This is a genomic window from Streptomyces sp. NPDC001714 (assembly GCF_042892755.1).
Taxonomy (GTDB): Bacteria; Actinomycetota; Actinomycetes; order Streptomycetales; family Streptomycetaceae; genus Streptomyces.
On the sequence record NZ_JBIAUL010000014.1, the window covers coordinates 193490 to 210673 of the forward strand.

Below are 17184 nucleotides of genomic sequence, written 5' to 3' on the forward strand. Positions count from 1 at the left end.
GTGCCGTGCCCCCACGGGGGTGGGGCGCGGCAGCCGGTGCGTTGTCCCGACCCCCGCACCCGGCTCCACGTCGACGAAGGATGTACACCTTGAACCTCACCACGCCTGCCAGGACGCTCGCGGCGGTCGCGGCTCTGGCCATGGCTCCGCTGCTGCCCGTCACCGCGCATGCCGCCGCCCAGGACACCTCGTGCGGGGTGCTGGCCTCGGGCGCCTCGGCCACCGCGCAGGCCGCCGTCCAGGCGGCCTGCTCCCAGATCGGTGTCTGGTACAGCTGGGGCGGCGGCCACGGCGCCACGCCGGGTGCCACGTACGGCTACTACGACGGCTCCGACCCGGACAGCCTGCACGACAACGAGCGCAAGGGTTTCGACTGTTCGGGTCTGATGCGGTACGCGTACTACCGGGCGACCGGCAGCGACCTGCTCAACGGCACGGCCGACGACCAGTTCCACAGCCCGCAGGCCTCGGCCCGGTTCCCGGCGGGCCAGGGCACGGCTCCGCTGGTCCCCGGTGACCTGATGTTCTGGGGCAGCGGGTACATCCACCACGTCGCCATGTACCTGGGCGCGGGGCAGATGGTCGAGGCGTACGAGTCGGGCACCCACATCCGGGTGACGCCGGTCCGCACGGGCGGCGACTACGCGGGCGCGATCCGCATCAACCCGTCCGGCACGCCGGTGCCCCCGCCGGCGAACGGCGGTTCGACGTTCGAGACCTGGGGCACGGGGGTGCACACGCACTCCACGCCGAGCGTGCACGCCTCGGTCGTCGACACCTTCGCCGGTCCCACGCAGGTCTCCGTCCAGTGCCAGGAGCACGCGGAGGAGGTGAGCGCCGAGGGCTACACCAACGACATCTGGGCCAAGCTGGCCGACGGCTCCTGGATGACCAACATCTACATCAAGGGCCCGGCCGAGCTGCCCGGCATCCCGGACTGCGGCGGCGACACCCCGCCGCCGCCGAGCGGGGGCAGCACGGCGTTCCAGACCTGGGGCACGGGCGTGCGCACGCACAGCGAGCCGAACGTGAACGCCGGTGTCGTGGACTACTTCCCGCAGCCGACGACGGTCAACGTGGTCTGCCAGGCGCACGCCCAGACGGTCACCGCCGAGGGCTACACCAACGACGCCTGGTCCAAGCTGACCAACGGCGCGTGGATGACGAACATCTACATCAAGGGCCCGGCCTGGCTGCCGGGGGTCGCCACCTGCTGACCCGAGCCCGGCCACGGGGTGCCCGCCGAGGCGGGCACCCCGTCCGTGCACCTACTCACTTTGTTGGTTATGCGCTGCCGCCCGCTGTTCGAGTCTGCGCAGGGCCAGCTCCCCCCACTGGAGGTTCTCGCGCTCGAAGGACATCCCGCGCAGCAGGGTGAGGTACGGGCCGATGCGCTCGGCCTCGGCGAAGTACGCCTCCTCCGAGCGGCCGGCGAGCAGGCGCTGCCGGAGCCGTTCGTAGCGGGCCAGTTTGGCGGTGGCCCACTCCATGCGCCCGGCGACGGCGGTGCGGACCGCGTCGAGGTCGCCGGCGTCCGCGCACTGCACCTTGACCAGCAGTTCGTCGCGGACCACGGCCGGCCGCGCCGGAGGTTCGGCGGTGTACGCGCGGACCGACTCGCGGCCTGCCGGGGTGAGGGAGAACAGCCGTTTGTTGGGCCGGCGTTCCTGCTCGACGACGCGGGCGGTGACCAGTCCCTCGGCCTCCATGCGCTCGAGTTCGCGGTAGAGCTGCTGGGGCGTCGCCGTCCAGAAGTTGGCGACCGTCGCGTCGAATCCCTTGGCGAGGTCGTACCCGGAGGCCTCGCCCTCCAGCAGGGCGGCCATCACCGCATTCCGCAGAGCCATGGGTGCACGCTAGCATGCACCTACTCAACTTTTTGAATAGGTGAGGTGGACCCGATGCACCCCGTGCACCCCTTCCGCAAGGCCGTCGAGAACGGCGACATGGACGCCGTGGCCGCCCTGCTGGCCGACGATGTCGTCTTCACCAGCCCGGTCGCCTTCAAGCCGTATCCGGGCAAGGCGATCACGGCCGCGATCCTGCGCGCGGTGTCGCAGGTGTTCGAGGACTTCGCCTACGTCCGGGAGATCGCGAACCCGGACGGCCGCGACCACGCCTTCGTGTTCACGGCGACGGTCGCCGGAAAGCGGCTCCAGGGCTGCGACTTCCTGCACTTCGACGAGGACGGGAAGATCGACGAGTTCACCGTGATGGTGCGCCCGCTGTCGGCCGCGCAGGCGCTGTCCGAGGCGATGGGCGCCCGGTTCGAACAGATCGCCCAGGAGGCCGCCGCCGCGCAGTGACCCCGGCGGAGCACGGCGGATCCGGCTCCCGCGCCGCCCGGTCAAGGGGCTGCATCGCCCGATCGAGGGACTGGTGAGGCCGGGGCGCCGGCCCACAAGACTCGGGCCATGACCGCTTCCTCCGACCGGCCGCAGGCGCCCGCCCGGGACACCCCCGCGGCCGCGGCCGCCTACCGCGACCGTGACATGCGGCCGGCCCGGCAGCTGATCTTCCCCGCGGTCCCGGACCGGGTCGGCACTCCCCCGGTCCCGGCGGGACCGTCCTAGACATCGGCTGCGGCACCGGCGCGCTCGCCCTGGAGCTGGCCCAGGCCGGCGGCTGGCCGGTGCAGGGCGTCGACCCCTCGGCGCCCATGCTGGACATCGCCCGCGCCGACCGGCCGCACCCGTGCGTCGACTACCGTCTCTTCGACGGCCGTTCGCCGGCCTGGATCCCGGACGGCACCGTCGACGCGGCCGTCTGCTGCCTGGTCTACTGCACCGACCCCGACGACCTGCGGCCGGCCGCGCTGACCGCCGAGATCCACCGGGTGCTCCGGCCCGGCGCCCCCTATGTCCTCGCCGACCTCGACCCGGGCGCGGTCGGAGAGCAGTTCGCCACGCTGCGGTACGGCGAGCCCGGCGCGACCTATGCCGAGGGGGCGCCCGTGCCCACCGAACTGTGCCGGCTCGACGGCGGCTCGGTCACGACGGTCTGCCACTACCGCTCGCTGTCCGCCTACACCGCCCTGCTCACCGGGGCCGGTTTCGCCGCGCCCGCCACCGACACCCCCGTCGTGCCCGGGCCCGACCCGGCGGCCGGGCCGGTCCGGGCGCCGTACCTGCTGCTCACCACCGCCCGTCCGGGACCCGGCCGGTGAGGGAGTCGCGCAGGCCGGCGCGGGCGGAGACGCCGAGTTCCGGGGCCGGGCAGGGGGAGCCGGCCGGCCGGCGCGGGCGACGCGACGCTACGGCTCCCCCACCGGCACCCGCCACACCAGCGTCGTACCCCCGCCCCCGGGCTCCCCGGGGCAGTCCCAGTCCAGCCGGCCGCCGAGTTCCGCCGCCCGCTCCGCCATGTTGCGCAGCCCGCTGCGACGGCCGTCGGGCGGGATGCCGACGCCGTTGTCCCGGACGGTGAGGACCAGCTCCCGGCCGTCGGTCGCCAGCACGACCTCCGCACGGTCCGCGCGGGCGTGCCGGGCGACGTTGGTCAGGGCCTCGGAGAGGACCGCCACCGCATGGTCGGCGATCTCCTTGGGCACGTCGGTGTCGATCAGCCCCTCCATCCGGACGCTCGGCGCGAACCCGAGCGCCGGGGCCGCCTCGCTCACCACCCCCACGGCACGGGCCCGCAACCCGGTACCGGCACCGCCCTCCCGGGTCCGCAGCCCGAAGATGGTCGACCTGATGATCTTGATGGTCTCGTCCAGGTCGTCCACGGCCCGCAGCACCCGCTCCGACGCCTCCGAGTGCTCGATGAAACGCCCGGCGCTCTGCAGGGTCATCCCGGTGGCGAACAGCCGCTGGATCGCCAGGTCGTGCAGATCCCGGGCGATCCGGTCCCGGTCCTTGAGCACCGCGATCTCCTCGGCGTCCCGCCGCCGCTCCGCCAGCTCCATCGCGATGGCGGCCTGCGCCGCGAAGACCTGCAGAGGCTGGGTCTCCTTCGCGGTGAACGGCGGCTGCCCCGTCTCACGCGCCAGCAGCACCACACCCCGCACTCCCGCCCCGCCCGTCCCGATCGGGATCGCCACCGCCGGGCCGAGCCCGCGAAAGCGCGGCGGCTCGGGCGACACCCGCTCGTCCTGGTTGACGTCCACACTGGTGACCGCCGCGCCCTGGGAGAAGGCGAGGCCCATCAGGGTCCTGTCCAGAGGGAGCACCAGCCCCCGGTGATCGTCCGCGTCCATGCCGACGGCGATCTCCACGGTGAGCGAGTCGGTGTCCGCCATCGGGGTCGCGACGGCGGCCAGCGCCGAGCCGGTGATCTCCCTGGCCTGCTCGGCGATCAGCCCGAGGGCCTCGGCACTCGCGCTGCCGGACATCAGACTGTGGCTGATCTCCGCGCTCGCCCGCAGCCAGCGCTCGCGCAGCCGCGACTCCTCGTACAGCCGGGCGTTGTCGATCGCCACACCGGCCGCCACCGCCAGCGTCGACGTCACCGACACGTCTTCCTCGTCGAACTGGCCACCGCCCCGCTTCTCGGTGAGGTACAGGTTGCCGAAGACCTGGTCGCGCACCCGGATCGGGACGCCGAGGAAGGTGTTCATCGGCGGATGGTTCGGCGGGAAGCCGTACGACGCCGGATGCTCCGAGAGCTTGGTCAGGCGCAGCGGCTCCGGATGACGGATCAGCTCACCGAGGATCCCGTGGCCCTCCGGGAAGGGCCCGATGCGGGCGATCTCCTCCTCCGTGACACCGACCGTGTGGAAGGCCGACAGCCGCCTGCCGTCCGGCCCGATCACGCCCAGGGCCCCGTACTCGGCGTCCACCAGCACCGCCGCGGCCTCCACGATGCTGCGCAGCGCCTGCTCCAGGTCCAGCTCCCGGCCCACCGAGAGCACCGCCTCCAGCAGGCTGTGCACCCGGTCCCGGGTACCGCGCGCCGCGTCCAGCCGGGCCTGCAGCTCCTCCAGCAGCTCGTCCAGCCTGAGCTGCGGCAGCCGCACCCTGGCCGCCTCATGGCTCTCCACCGCACTCCTCCCGATCCCGTCGACTCGTACACCGGCAGGTCCGGTCGAAGCCCACCGTAGTGGGCGCCGACCACGTCGGACATCCGGATCGGGCAAGTCGGGCGGGCGCCGCCGCGGCGCGGCCGACACCGTCCGGAACCGGGCGTCCGCGAAGGGTGCGCCGCCCGGGGCGTAAGGGCCGACCGGCCCCGAAGCGGTGCCCCTCGGCACCTGCGGCGTAGCGCGGGCGGGGAGAGACTGGGCTCAGGAGCGGCACCGGTCCCCCGCGGTGTCGCTCCGCGCCGTCTGCGCCACGGGAGTGCGGCGGGGGTCAGGAGATGGGGTCCAGGCCGTACAGGGTGCGGCCGCCGGTCAGTTCGCGTCCGGTGACCAGTTCCGGCTCGATGCGGACGAAGACCTCCCGCAGGGACGGCACCCAGGACCTGGGGCCGTCCCGGACGAGCCTCGCGTGTTCGCCGGGGTCGCTGACCACGGCCGCACGGCCGGTCACGACGACGCTCCAGCCGGCCTGCGCCACGGCGTCGACCTCGTCGGCCTCGAACGCGACGACCGTCCCGTCGACGGCCCGCACCAGCTCGGAGGCCTCGGACGTGCGCAGGACCACGGCTCCGTCGCGGTCCAGGCAGAAGTTGACGGGCAGCACGGCCGGCAGTGCACCGCGCGTGTGGACGATACGGCCGACCGGCACCCCGGCGAGCAGCCGCAGGCACTCCCGCCGGTCGAGTTCACGGAATCCGTCGTTGGCATACATCGGCCGTCTCGTCTCCCAGCTGTCTCACGACGGCGTCCAAGCGTACGACGGCGTCGGCGGGCTCCTCGATGGTCACCTGCGGGACCAGCGGCCGACCGGCCCCGGGACCTCGCGGGTGTCGCCCCGCAGACCCAGCCTGTCCCGGCTCGGCGGGCTCCGCTTGGGCCGTCCGGCCCCCGTCGGCCGCCGGACGGTCCCTTCCGTGCCGGAACACCGCAAAACGGGCTGTTCGGGCCCTGCCGGCAGGGCATCGAGGGGGCCGAACGGCCCTTCCGCACGACCCGCCGACTGGACTTCGCTTTCCCCATGGCCGACAACCACACGAGGTCCGCGACGTACCGCATGACCGTCACCGCCGGGGGCACCACCGTCGTCACCCTGCACGGCGACGTCGACCTCCTGGCTGTTCCGGTCCTCTCCGCCGCCCTCGACGACCTGACGTCCGGTGCGGAGCCCGATCTGGTGCTCGACCTGAGCCCCGTCTCGTTCATCGACTGCTCCGGCCTCACTCTCCTGTGCCGGGTCCGCAACCGGGTCCGGTACCGCATCGGCAGACTGCGACTGGTCACCCCGGACGACGGTTTCCGCCGGCTGTTGCGCCGCACGGACCTGGGCGACGCCTTCGAGCTGTATCCCGGCCTCCCCGAGGCCCTCGCCGGCAGGGACGCACCGGGAGCGGTCGTCTGACCGCTCCCGTGCCCCGGCCGCCGGGTGCCTCGGCGATCCTCACCGTCCGGGAGGAGGACGTTCAGCCGTTCCAGGTCCAGTCGGCGACCTCGGGCAGGTCGGTGCCGTGCTCGCGGATCCAGGCCTGGTGGCGGGTGCGGGCGTCGGCCATCTGCTGACGCACGCCGGCGGCGCGCACCGCGAGACCGGGGACACGGTCGATCACGTCCATGACCAGCCGGTAGCGGTCCAGGTCGTTGCGGACGACCATGTCGAACGGGGTGGTCGTGGTCCCCGACTCCTTGTAGCCGCGCACGTGCAGGTGCCGGTGCCCGGTACGGCGGTAGGCGAGGCGGTGGATCAGCCAGGGGTAGCCGTGGTAGGCGAAGATCACCGGCTTGTCGGTGGTGAACAGGCCGTCGTACTCGAAGTCGGTCATACCGTGCGGGTGTTCCTCCTTGGGCAGCAGCCTCGTCATGTCGACGACGTTCACCACCCGCACGGCCAGCTGCGGCAGCTGCCGGCGCAGCAGCTGGGCGGCGGCGAGCACCTCCTGGGTGGGCACGTCACCGGCACAGGCCAGCACGACGTCGGGCTCGCGGGTGCCGTTCTCGGTACCCGCCCACTCCCAGATCCCGGCGCCGCGCGCGCAGTGCACGCGGGCCTGGTCCATGGAGAGCCAGTCGAAGCAGGGCTGCTTGCCCGCCACGATGACGTTGACGTAGTCGCGGCTGCGCAGCGCGTGGTCCGCCACCGAGAGCAGGGTGTTGGCGTCCGGCGGGAGGTAGACGCGGACGACCTCGGGACTCTTGTTGAGGACGTGGTCGACGAAACCGGGGTCCTGGTGCGAGAAGCCGTTGTGGTCCTGACGCCACACATGTGAGGTCAGCAGGTAGTTGAGGGAGGCGATCGGGGCGCGCCAGGGCAGTCCCCTGGACGTCTTCAGCCATTTGATGTGCTGGTTGACCATGGAGTCGACGATGTGCACGAACGCCTCGTAGCAGGAGAACAGCCCGTGCCGGCCGGTGAGGAGGTAGCCCTCCAGCCACCCCTGGCAGGTGTGTTCGGAGAGGATCTCCATCACCCGGCCGTGCCGGTCCAGGTGCTCGTCCACCGGCAGCCGCCCGGCCTGCCAGGCCTTGCCGCTGGCGCCGTAGACGGCCTGGAGCCGGTTGGAGGCGGTCTCGTCCGGGCCCACCACACGGAAGTCCCGGCGCGCCCCGGTGTCCTTCATGACCCGGGCCAGGAGGTCGCCGAGGACGCGGGTCGGCTCGTGCAGGGCCGTACCCGGCTTGTCGACGGGGACGGCGAACTCGTCGAGGTCGGCCAGGGGCAGGTCGCGGACGAGGAGCCCGCCGTTGGCGTACGGGCTCGCGCCCAGCCGGCGGGCACCGTCGGGCACGCAGGCGAGTACGTCGGCGACGGGGCGGCCGTCGGGTGCGAAGAGCTCCTCGGGCCGGTACGACCGCAGCCACGCCTCCAGCTGCCGCAGGTGCTCGGGGTTCTCCCGGACGCCGGCCAGCGGCACCTGGTGGGCCCGCCAGGTGCCCTCGACGGGAACGCCGTCCACCTCGGCCGGACCGGTCCACCCCTTCGGCGTACGCAACACGATCACCGGCCAGTGCACGCGCTCGGTGATCCCCTCCTCGCGCGCCGAGCGCTGCATGATCGCGATGCGGTCCAGCGCGTCGTCCATCGCCGCCGCCATGGCCCGGTGGACCTCGTGCGGGTCGTCGCCCGTGACATGGATCGGCTCATGGCCGTAGCCGCGCAGCAGTTCGTCCAGTTCGGACTCGGGCAGGCGGGAGAGGACGGTCGGGTTGGCGATCTTGTAGCCGTTGAGGTGCAGGATCGGCAGGACGGCGCCGTCGTGGACCGGGTCGAGGAACTTGTTGGAGTGCCAGGAGGCCGCCAGCGGCCCGGTCTCCGCCTCGCCGTCGCCGATCACACAGGCGACCAGCAGGTCCGGGTTGTCGAGGGCGGCGCCGTAGGCATGCGAGAGCGAGTAGCCGAGCTCGCCGCCCTCGTGGATCGAGCCGGGGGTCTCGGGGGCCACATGGCTGGGCACCCCGCCTGGGAAGGAGAACTGCCTGAACAGCCGCCCCATCCCCGCCGCGTCCCGGGACACGTCCGGGTAGGTCTCGCTGTAGCTGCCCTCCAGCCAGGAGTTGGCCAGCACCGACGGGCCGCCGTGCCCAGGCCCCCACACGCACAGCGCGTCCAGTCCACGGGCCCTGATCACCCGGTTGAGATGGGTGTACACGAGGTTCAGGCCGGGCGAGGTGCCCCAGTGGCCGAGCAGCCGGGGCTTGATGTGCTCGGGCCGCAGCGGCTCGGTGAGCAGCGGGTTGGACATCAGGTAGATCTGTCCCGCCGCGAGGTAGTTGGCGGCACGCCAGTGCGCGTCCAGGGTGCGCAGTTCCTCGTCGGACAGTACGGTGGCGTCCTGGTGTTCGACCTTGGACATCGGATGGCTCCATGGGTAGGTCATCGGGCGGTGGAGGCGGCATGGCCGGCAAGAAGGCGGCGGAGCTGCCGCGTAAGGTGTACGAGGCGGAACTGCTGCGGTTGCAGACCGAGTTGGTGAAACTGCAGGAGTGGGTGCGGGCCACGGGTGCACGTCTTGTAGTGATCTTCGAGGGACGGGACGCGGCCGGCAAAGGCGGGACGATCAAACGGGTGACCGAGCACCTCAATCCCCGCATCGCCCGGATCGCGGCGCTGCCGAAGCCCACCGAGCGCGAGCGCACCCAGTGGTACTTCCAGCGGTACGCGGAGCATCTCCCGGCGGCCGGGGAGATCGTGCTGTTCGACCGGTCCTGGTACAACCGGGCCGGCGTCGAGCATGTGATGGGCTTCTGTACGAAGGAGGAGTACCAGCTCTTCCTGAGGCACTGCCCGATCTTCGAGCGGATGCTGGTGGAGTCCGGGATCCTGCTGCGCAAGTACTGGTTCTCGGTGAGCGACACCGAGCAGCAGGACCGGTTCCGCAAGCGCCTCGACGATCCGGTGCGGCGCTGGAAGCTCTCGCCCATGGACCTGGAGTCGATCACCCACTGGGAGGCCTACTCCCGGGCGAAGGACGAGATGCTGGTCCACACCGACGTCACCGACGCGCCCTGGTACATCGTGGAGAGCGACGACAAGCGCCGGGCCCGGCTGAACATGATGGCCCACCTGCTGTCGACCGTGCCGTACCACGACGTGCCGCCGCCGGTGCTGGAACTCCCGAAGCGGCCGCCGTCGACCGGCTACGAGCGCCCGCCGAGGGATCTGCAGACCTACGTCCCCGACCACGCGGCGAGCCTCTGAGCGGCAGCCGGTCACCGCGGTGGCGGTGCGCAGCATCGTCTTCACCTCCTGGGCCGGGGACCGCGCGGGACTCCTCCCGCGGATCCGGTTCCAGCGTCGTGTTCGGGAGGTACGGAGGGCAGGGGCCACTGGTCCCGGACCGGGGCCGCCCGGCCCATGCCCGGCCCGCTGCCCTCGGCCTCCGCCTCACGCCCGGCCCCGGATCCCGGGCGCCGGCTTCCCGAGGGCCGGCGCCGTTCGGGCCGAACGGCCCTGTCCGCGAGACCGGTTGGGCACGCGCCCCGCGTGTACCCCGCGGCGCGCCGAGGACCGACGGATTCTGGGAGCACCGGACGGAAGGCGACGCATGACCCACGGCAGCGGCGGACACCCGGGGTGGCACCGGCTCGTGCCCGGACTCGTCTCGCTGCTCGGCTACCGGCGCACCTGGCTCAAGGGCGACCTGCTGGCCGGGGTGACCGTCGCCGCGTACCTGGTGCCGCAGGTGATGGCGTACGCCGGGGTGGCCGGACTGCCCCCGGTCGCCGGCCTGTGGGCGATCCTGCCCGCCCTGGCCCTGTACACGGTGTTCGGCTCCTCGCGGCTGCTGTCGGTCGGCCCGGAGTCGACGACCGCCCTGATGACGGCCACGGTGGTCGCCCCGCTCGCGGCCGGTGCCCCCGGCAGGTACGCCGTCCTGGCGGCCACCCTCGCCGCCGCGGTCGGCCTGCTCTGCCTGATCGCCCGGGCCGTGCGCCTGGGATTCCTGGCGGACCTGCTCTCCCGCCCCGTCCTCATCGGCTACCTGGCCGGCGTCGCCCTGATCATGGTCGTGGACCAGCTGCCCAAACTCACCGGAGTACCGGGGACGGGAACCGAGTTCTTCCCCCAACTCTGGTCGTTCTTCACCCACCTGGACGAGGCTCGGCCGGCGACCGTGATCTTCTCGGCGGCGACGCTGCTCTTCCTCCTCGTCGTCACCCGGTACTTCCGGGTGCTCCCCGGCCCGCTGCTGGCCGTGGTCCTGAGCACGGCGGCCGTGGTGGCGTTCGACCTCGACGACCGTTACGGCATCAGGGTCATCGGTACGGTCCCGGCGGGTCTGCCCGGCCTCGCCGCGCCCGACCCGACCGAGCTGCCCCGCCTGGTCCTCCCCGCGCTCGGTGTCCTCCTGGTGGCGTACACGGACTTCATCCTCACCGCTCGCGCGTTCGCCGGCCGCGGCCCCGACGAGGGTCCCGGGCTCGACGCCGACCAGGAGTTCCTCGCCCTCGGCGCGGCCAACCTCGGCGCGAGCGCCCTGCACGGCTTCCCGGTGAGCAGCAGCGCCAGCCGCACCGCCCTGGCCACCTCGGCGGGCGCCCGCAGCCAGGCGTACTCCCTGGTCGCCGGAGCCCTCGTCCTCGCGGTCCTGCTCTTCCTCAGCCCCCTCCTGACCCGGACGCCCGCCGCGGTGCTCGGTGCCCTGGTCGTCTACGCGGCGACCCGCATGACCGACCTCGCCGGCTTCCGCCGCCTGGCCGCCTTCCGCCGCCGCGAACTGCTCCTCGCGCTCGGCTGCCTGGCCGGGGTCCTCGCCCTGGACATCCTGTACGGCGTGCTGGTCGCCGTCGGCCTGTCGGTGGCCGAACTGCTGACCCGGGTGGCCCGCCCGCACGACGCGGTCGAGGGCCTGGTGCCCGGCGTGGCCGGCATGCACGACGTCGACGACTACCCCACCGCCCGCACGATCCCCGGTCTCCTGGTCTACCGCTACGACTCACCCCTGTTCTTCGCCAACGCCGAGAACTTCCACCGCCGGGCCCTGGCCGCCGTCGACGAACAGACCGAGCCCGTCCGCTGGTTCGTCCTCAACACCGAGGCCAACGTGGAGGTCGACATCACCGCCCTCGACGCGGTCGACGCCCTGCGACGTGAACTGACGGCGCGCGGTGTCGTGTTCGCGCTCGCCCGGGTGAAGCAGGACCTGCTGGACAGCCTGGAGGCGTACGGCCTCGCGGACAGGGTCGGCCACGACCGCATCTTCCCGACCCTGCCGACGGCGGTGACGGCGTACCGCGAGTGGCTGGCGGCACAGCCGGACCGGTAGGCGGCCGGGCAGCACCTCGGCGGCTGCGCCTCGGCAGCGCAAGTCTTCGGCGAGGTCCCCGAGCCGCTCGGCACGACGCGCCACCGGGACGAGGTCGTGGTCAGGCGCGTGACAGCACATGACGAGGATCCCGTCGGGCACGACGCGCTGGACCGGGTGAGCTGGGCGCTGCGCCGTGCGGAGCTTGCGGTGCAGGGGCTCAAGGAGCAGCGCCTGCGCCCCCTGGGTATGGCGGCTGCGCACTGCACACTCCTGATGTCCGTGCCCGCCGAACCAGGACTGGCCGGCGCCGAGCCGACCCGCCGCCTCGACGTGACCCCGCAGGCCGTCGCCTCACTGGTGGCACGCCTGGAAGGCCGTGGACTCCTGGAACGACGCGAGCACCCCCGCCACCGACATGTGCAGGAACTGCACCTGACCGACGCCGGCCGGGAGGCGCTGCGCGCAGCCGACGAAGTGATCGCCGACATCGAGCGGCACATCACCGACGCCCTCGGCGGGGACGAGTCCACGCAGCTACGGACACTGCTCGACCGGGTGACCAAGACGGTTCGCGACGCCTGAGAGGGGCCGCGGCGCCGACCAGCTCGTTGCGTGCACCGCGCCCCCGCCCCACCTGCGGTACCGGTTCGCCTGACGCATGTGCCGTGCAGGGTCAGCGACTGGACACGACTCGTCGGGGCGGGTGGGCGGGGGAGATTGAGCGAGTACGGGCGGAGTTCAGGCGTAGGCGTCCTCGACGGCGAGTCGGCGCACCGTGCGTAGCGTCGATCGGAGGCTGTCCAGGTCGGTCGAGCCCAGGGCGAGGCGGATCGCCTGTGGTGTGTGTGTCGAGGTGGTGAACGGCCCCGCCGTGCTGACCGAGATGTGCCGGCGCGCGAGGGTGGCGGTGAGGCGGTCGGCGCGTGCGTCGTCGGGCAGTGGCAGCCACGTGAAGTAGGACGAGGAGTGGCCGATGAGCGGGAGGCCCGCCAGCTCCTGCCTGACGAGCGCCTGGCGGGTCCTGGCGTCGTCCCGTTTCTGTGCTTCCAGTTGGTTCACGGTGCCGTCGTCGAGCCAGCGGCAGGCGATGGCTGTGGTGAGGGCGGGGGTGTTCCAGGTGGTTGCCCGGATGGCGCGCTCGAGGGACGGAACCATGGTCGGCGGGGCGAGGACGAAGCCGACCCGCAGGCCGGTGGCGATGCTCTTGGACAGTCCCGAGACGTAGACGGTGATGTCCGGTGCGGTGGCGGCCAGAGGCGGTGGCGGGTCTTCGACCAGGTAGGCGTACGAGGCGTCTTCGATGATGAGCGGACCGTGCTGTCGGGCGATCCCGATCAGGCGGGTGCGGTCGGTTGCCGGCATGACCCAGCCCAGAGGGTTGTGCAGGGTGGGCATGGTGTAGATCGCGCGCACCGGACGGGTCGCGCACAGCCTCTCCAGGGCATCGAGGTCCGGCCCGTCGGTGGTGGTGGGGACGGGCTCCAGGTCGAGATGGAAGGCATGCGCGAGCACCTTGAAACCCGGGTAGGTGAGGGCGTCGACCGCGACGACGTCTCCGGCGCTCAGCGCGGCCATGACGGTGATGGCCAGGCCGTGCTGGGCGCCGTTGGTGATGAGGATCTGATCCGCGTCGGCGGTGATCCCCCGGCGCGTGAGGTGTCGTGCGACGGAGGCTCTGTCCTGGGGGCGCCCCCGGTGTGGTTGGTAGCGCAGCAGCGAGTCGAGATCACCGGAGGTGGCCACCTCCCGCAGGGCCTGGCGCAGGAGGTCGGCCTGGCCTGGCAGCGACGGGTAGTTGAAGTTGAGGTCGACCACGTCTGTGGCGACGGCCTGCTGATCGATGCCGTGACCGGCGGAGACCGCGATGTCGCGGACGAACGTGCCCCGGCCCTGTTCCCGGCTCACCAGGCCCATCACTTCCAGTTCGGCGTACACCCGGGTCGCGGTCACCACGGCGATGCCCTCGCGGGCGGCGAGAGCGCGGTGGGTCGGCAGCCGCACCCCTGGGGCGAGCCGCCCGGTCCGGATGTCGGCTGCGAGCGTGTCGACCAGCTTCTTGTAGCGCGAGGCTGCCATGCTCCGGATTGTATCCATGACAATTCTTTGACTGTCCTGCTCTCGGGTTCTTACCGTCGAGTCCGACTCATCCGGAAAGGACAGCCGCCGTGCACATCGCCATCCTCACCTTCGAGGGCTACAACGAACTCGACTCCCTGATCGCACTCGGTGTGCTCAACCGCATCAAGAGCGACGACTGGCGCGTCACCATCGCCACCCCCAGCCCCAAGGTGACGTCGATGAACGGGGTGGTCATCGAGCAGATGTCCACCCTTGAGGAGGCGTGCGCCGCCGACGCCGTCATCGTCGGCAGCGGCATCGCCACCCGCGAGGTCACCGAAGACCCGGCGATCATGAACATCCTGCGCGGCCTGGACCCCTCGCGCCAGCTCATCGCGGCGCAGTGCTCCGGCGCGCTCGTGCTGGCCAGGCTCGGCCTGCTGGGCGGCATCCCCGCCTGCACCGACCTCGTCACCAAGCCGTGGGTCATCGCCGCCGGCGTCGAGGTCCTCAACCAGCCCTTCTACGCCAAGGACAGCATCGCCACCGCCGGCGGCTGCCTGGCCTCGCACTACCTCGCCGCCTGGATCATCACCCGCCTCCACGGCCAGGACGCCGCCGAAGGCGCGTTGCACTACGTCGCCCCGGTCGGCGAGAAGGAGGAATACATCGAGCGCGCCTGGCGCAACATCACCCCGTACCTGCCCGCGCCCGCCCCGGCGCTCGCCTGACCCACCAGCCGCGAGCTGCGGCCGGCCAGGAAGCCGCGCCTCCGGCAGCCCGGCCGGCTGCGGCCCCGTACACCCACCGGACCCTCAGGGAAGGACTACGCATGAACCGCGACGAGGTAACGGCTGCGATCGCTGCCGGCAGGCTGGCCAAGGGCCTCACATGGCAGCAACTGGCTGACGCGATCGGCCGGCCGCTGGTGTGGACCACCGCGGCATTGCTCGGACAGCACCCCCTTCCCGAGGACAGCGCACGTCAGGTCGCCGAACTCCTCGACCTGCCCGCGGAAGCCGTGCCGGTGCTCGCCACCGTCCCCTACCGTGGCGGGCTGCCCACCGCGGTACCGACCGATCCGACGATCTACCGCCTCTACGAGGCGCTGCAGGTCTATGGCCCGGCCCTGAAAGAACTGATCCACGAGCAGTTCGGCGACGGAATCATGAGCGCGATCAACTTCAAGCTGGACATCGGACGTGCCACGCACGACGGGGCCGAGCACGTCGTCATCACGTTCGACGGAAAGTTCCTGCCCTACAACTGGCCCAGTGACTGAGCCGCTTCAGCGGGGTCCATCGGATCATCCATGACTGTCCCCACGTCAGGGGAGTGGGCCGAGTCTCAGGCGCGGCGGGGAAAGCAACAGCGGAGGCAGGGGCACCGCCGACATGGGCACACAACCCCAGGGGATCAGGCGGGTGTACGACGTCGGCCAAGGCGCGCACCTTGGCCGACCTGCCGATACCTGTCTCACGACACGAGGACGATTCTGCCCGTGGTGCGGCCCGTCATGATCTGGCGATGGGCGGCTGCGGCTTCCCGCAACGGGTGACTGCCGGCGACCAGGACACTCAGTCGCCCGGTCCCCGCCGCTTCGGTGAGCTGCAGACGGGCGGCGGCGCGGATGTCCGTGCCGGGGTCCGCGCCTGGTCCGCCCCCGAGGAGCTTGATGCCGGCCCGGGCCCCGCGCCGGAACGCCGCGATGGTGGCGGTACGGTCCCGGTCCGCGACGAGTTCCAACGAGAAGCCGACCGCTTCGTCGGTGCCGACCAGGTCGGCGGCCGCGTCGACGCCGTCGCGAGCGATCTGGACGCCGCGCCGGCTCCCTGGCTGCCGAACACATGACGGACCGACAGGAACACCCCTGCACGTACGGACAGCACCGGCGCGAGGGCACTCAGGCCGCCCCCCGGACGCGGCAGTCGGCGCTGGTGCGGGACACGACACCAGTCGCCGCCGACAGCCGTGAGGCAAGCCCACCCATAGATTTCTGAGACGGTTTGACTCACAAGATTTCTTTGATACATACTGTCTCACAGATGCAGCGCACGAATCCCAAGGAGGCAGCACATGCCCATGAACGAGAACGCCATCGCCCTCCGCTTCGCCGACCGCGCCACCGCCTACCAGGCCCTCAGCGACCTCAAGCACCTCGCGTCCGCCACGCTCGAGGTCCGCGGGGCCGTCCTGATCGAACGCCTGGAGGACGGCACGGTCCGCATCCCCGAAGGCCTGGAGACGGAGGCCGGACGCAACACCGCCGTCGGCGGCCTGGTCGGCTCGCTGGTCGGCATCCTCGGCGGACCCCTCGGCGTACTGACCGGCTGGGGCATCGGCGCCGTGATCGGCAGCGGCTACGACTACAAGCGGGCCGAGGAAGCCAACGGCACCGTCACCCTCTTCACCCAGCACATGCCGGCCGGCGGCACCGCGATCCTCGCCGAGGTCCGGGAATCCGACCCCCAGGCCCTGGACGTGTTGGCCATGAGCTACGACGCCGTCCTCGAACGCCGCCCGTCCGACTCGGTACGCACCGAGCTCAAGGCCATGGAGGAGGCCGCCGACCGGATCAGGAAGGACGAGGCGAAGGAGCGACGCGACCGCAAGCGCACCGAGACCGAGCAGAAGATCAAGGACGGGGTCGCGCAGCTGAAGCAGAAGATCGCCGGCTAGCCGGCGCCACAAGCGCGGGGCAACACCCCCCTGCCCTGCATGGCGGGGGCGGGCCGAGCCAGACCCGCCCTCGCCGCCGTCGACGTCCGCCCCCGAACGGTCAGGTGCGCAGCCCGTCAGCGTCGCTCTCGCCGTGGCCGGCGGAGACCTCTTCCCCGGGAGGACGAAGGCAGGCAGCCGCCGCAGGCGAACGCCGGAGCCGGGTCACGGGACACCAGGATCGGCGCTCACCCCGGAACTCAACGATGAGATCCCCGAGTGACCGTCGATACACGACGACAGCGAATATGGGGCGGGCCTGGCGACACTCGGATCAGGCCGCTCCCAGCGTGTCGACGGCATGTACGTGTCGCGCCAGTAGACGGCCGCGGCAACTCACGTGCTCTCGCGTCCAATCCGGGCTGGGACCGGCGATCGGTCCTCACCAAGCCGTTCTGGGCGCCGGGCAAGCGCGGGCTGGAGTGACGACAGGGCTGCGCGCAGGCCGGTGTCGACCCGTGGCGGCACCACACCGTCCGACAGACGCAGAGGGCCGCCATCGGTCATGTCCCCCGCGAGCGGGGTAGCCGCGAACACGGTGACGACGCAGTTCGCACAGCGCTCCCGTCCGACGGCGGAGGTCGCTTGACGCGCCGCCGGTTCGGACCGGTGATCGTCTGCCCGCGAGATGGCGTCCGCCTGGAAAAG

Annotated in this window: 17 protein-coding genes; 11 read left to right on the plus strand and 6 right to left on the minus strand. The window is 71.9% G+C overall.

Annotated features, from left to right (window positions below):
* Window positions 1–140: 140 nt before the first annotated feature.
* Entirely contained in the window at window positions 141–1217 is a 1077-nt protein-coding gene (locus tag ACFY0P_RS32885; protein WP_388921658.1) for a C40 family peptidase, read from the plus strand.
* A gap of 51 nt (window positions 1218–1268) precedes the next feature.
* Here ACFY0P_RS32885 and ACFY0P_RS32890 read toward each other — a convergent pair whose 3' ends face one another.
* On the minus strand, window positions 1269–1847 hold the full coding sequence (locus ACFY0P_RS32890) for a PadR family transcriptional regulator (RefSeq protein WP_388921291.1): 579 nt from the start codon (window positions 1845–1847) through the stop codon (window positions 1269–1271).
* Between the two features lie 63 nt (window positions 1848–1910).
* Between ACFY0P_RS32890 and ACFY0P_RS32895 the strand changes: the two genes are divergently transcribed.
* The 3 genes from ACFY0P_RS32895 (at window position 1911) to ACFY0P_RS32905 (ending at window position 3166) form a co-directional block, all read left to right on the plus strand.
* Window positions 1911–2306, plus strand: a complete 396-nt coding sequence (locus tag ACFY0P_RS32895) for a nuclear transport factor 2 family protein (protein ID WP_388921661.1) — start codon at window positions 1911–1913, stop codon at window positions 2304–2306.
* Between the two features lie 108 nt (window positions 2307–2414).
* Window positions 2415–2573, plus strand: a complete 159-nt coding sequence (locus ACFY0P_RS32900) for a hypothetical protein (RefSeq protein ID WP_388921294.1) — start codon at window positions 2415–2417, stop codon at window positions 2571–2573.
* A 35-nt stretch (window positions 2574–2608) separates the two neighbouring features.
* Window positions 2609–3166: a class I SAM-dependent methyltransferase gene (locus tag ACFY0P_RS32905; protein WP_388921664.1), complete on the plus strand. Its 558-nt coding sequence runs from the start codon at window positions 2609–2611 to the stop codon at window positions 3164–3166.
* A gap of 87 nt (window positions 3167–3253) precedes the next feature.
* Here ACFY0P_RS32905 and ACFY0P_RS32910 read toward each other — a convergent pair whose 3' ends face one another.
* Both ACFY0P_RS32910 and ACFY0P_RS32915 read right to left on the minus strand, forming a co-directional pair.
* A complete protein-coding gene (locus ACFY0P_RS32910; protein ID WP_388921297.1) occupies window positions 3254–4981 on the minus strand; it encodes a GAF domain-containing protein in 1728 nt (575 codons plus the stop codon).
* A 310-nt stretch (window positions 4982–5291) separates the two neighbouring features.
* Window positions 5292–5732, minus strand: coding sequence for a pyridoxamine 5'-phosphate oxidase family protein (locus ACFY0P_RS32915; protein ID WP_388921300.1), 441 nt, complete (start codon window positions 5730–5732; stop codon window positions 5292–5294).
* Window positions 5733–6038: 306 nt separating this feature from the next.
* Here ACFY0P_RS32915 and ACFY0P_RS32920 point away from each other — a divergent pair, with 306 nt between their 5' ends.
* On the plus strand, window positions 6039–6419 hold the full coding sequence (locus tag ACFY0P_RS32920) for an STAS domain-containing protein (protein WP_388921303.1): 381 nt from the start codon (window positions 6039–6041) through the stop codon (window positions 6417–6419).
* 61 nt (window positions 6420–6480) lie between these two features.
* Here ACFY0P_RS32920 and ACFY0P_RS32925 read toward each other — a convergent pair whose 3' ends face one another.
* Entirely contained in the window at window positions 6481–8865 is a 2385-nt protein-coding gene (locus ACFY0P_RS32925) for a phosphoketolase (protein WP_388921306.1), read from the minus strand.
* 41 nt (window positions 8866–8906) lie between these two features.
* On the opposite strand from ACFY0P_RS32925, the gene ppk2 reads away from it, so the two are divergent.
* From ppk2 to ACFY0P_RS32940, 3 genes are all read left to right on the plus strand, one after another.
* The gene (ppk2, locus tag ACFY0P_RS32930; RefSeq protein WP_388921309.1) at window positions 8907–9710 is read left to right on the plus strand and encodes a polyphosphate kinase 2; all 804 of its coding nucleotides are present in this window, start codon (window positions 8907–8909) and stop codon (window positions 9708–9710) included.
* 346 nt (window positions 9711–10056) lie between these two features.
* Entirely contained in the window at window positions 10057–11778 is a 1722-nt protein-coding gene (locus ACFY0P_RS32935; RefSeq protein ID WP_388921312.1) for a SulP family inorganic anion transporter, read from the plus strand.
* Window positions 11779–11886: 108 nt separating this feature from the next.
* Window positions 11887–12342, plus strand: a complete 456-nt coding sequence (locus ACFY0P_RS32940) for a MarR family winged helix-turn-helix transcriptional regulator (RefSeq protein ID WP_388921315.1) — start codon at window positions 11887–11889, stop codon at window positions 12340–12342.
* A 156-nt stretch (window positions 12343–12498) separates the two neighbouring features.
* On the opposite strand, the gene ACFY0P_RS32945 is transcribed toward ACFY0P_RS32940, so the two are convergent.
* Window positions 12499–13836: a PLP-dependent aminotransferase family protein gene (locus tag ACFY0P_RS32945; protein WP_388921318.1), complete on the minus strand. Its 1338-nt coding sequence runs from the start codon at window positions 13834–13836 to the stop codon at window positions 12499–12501.
* Between the two features lie 89 nt (window positions 13837–13925).
* On the opposite strand from ACFY0P_RS32945, the gene ACFY0P_RS32950 reads away from it, so the two are divergent.
* Together ACFY0P_RS32950 and cynS are read left to right on the plus strand one after the other, a co-directional pair.
* Window positions 13926–14549, plus strand: coding sequence for a DJ-1/PfpI family protein (locus ACFY0P_RS32950; protein ID WP_388921321.1), 624 nt, complete (start codon window positions 13926–13928; stop codon window positions 14547–14549).
* A gap of 101 nt (window positions 14550–14650) precedes the next feature.
* On the plus strand, window positions 14651–15100 hold the full coding sequence (gene cynS, locus ACFY0P_RS32955) for a cyanase (RefSeq protein ID WP_388921324.1): 450 nt from the start codon (window positions 14651–14653) through the stop codon (window positions 15098–15100).
* A gap of 194 nt (window positions 15101–15294) precedes the next feature.
* Here the strand turns inward: cynS and ACFY0P_RS32960 are convergent, their stop codons facing one another.
* A complete protein-coding gene (locus ACFY0P_RS32960; RefSeq protein WP_388921327.1) occupies window positions 15295–15975 on the minus strand; it encodes a zinc-binding dehydrogenase in 681 nt (226 codons plus the stop codon).
* On the opposite strand from ACFY0P_RS32960, the gene ACFY0P_RS32965 reads away from it, so the two are divergent.
* Window positions 15895–16497, plus strand: coding sequence for a hypothetical protein (locus ACFY0P_RS32965; protein WP_388921700.1), 603 nt, complete (start codon window positions 15895–15897; stop codon window positions 16495–16497). The genes ACFY0P_RS32960 and ACFY0P_RS32965 overlap by 81 nt on opposite strands.
* The last annotated feature ends 687 nt before the right edge of the window (window positions 16498–17184 follow it).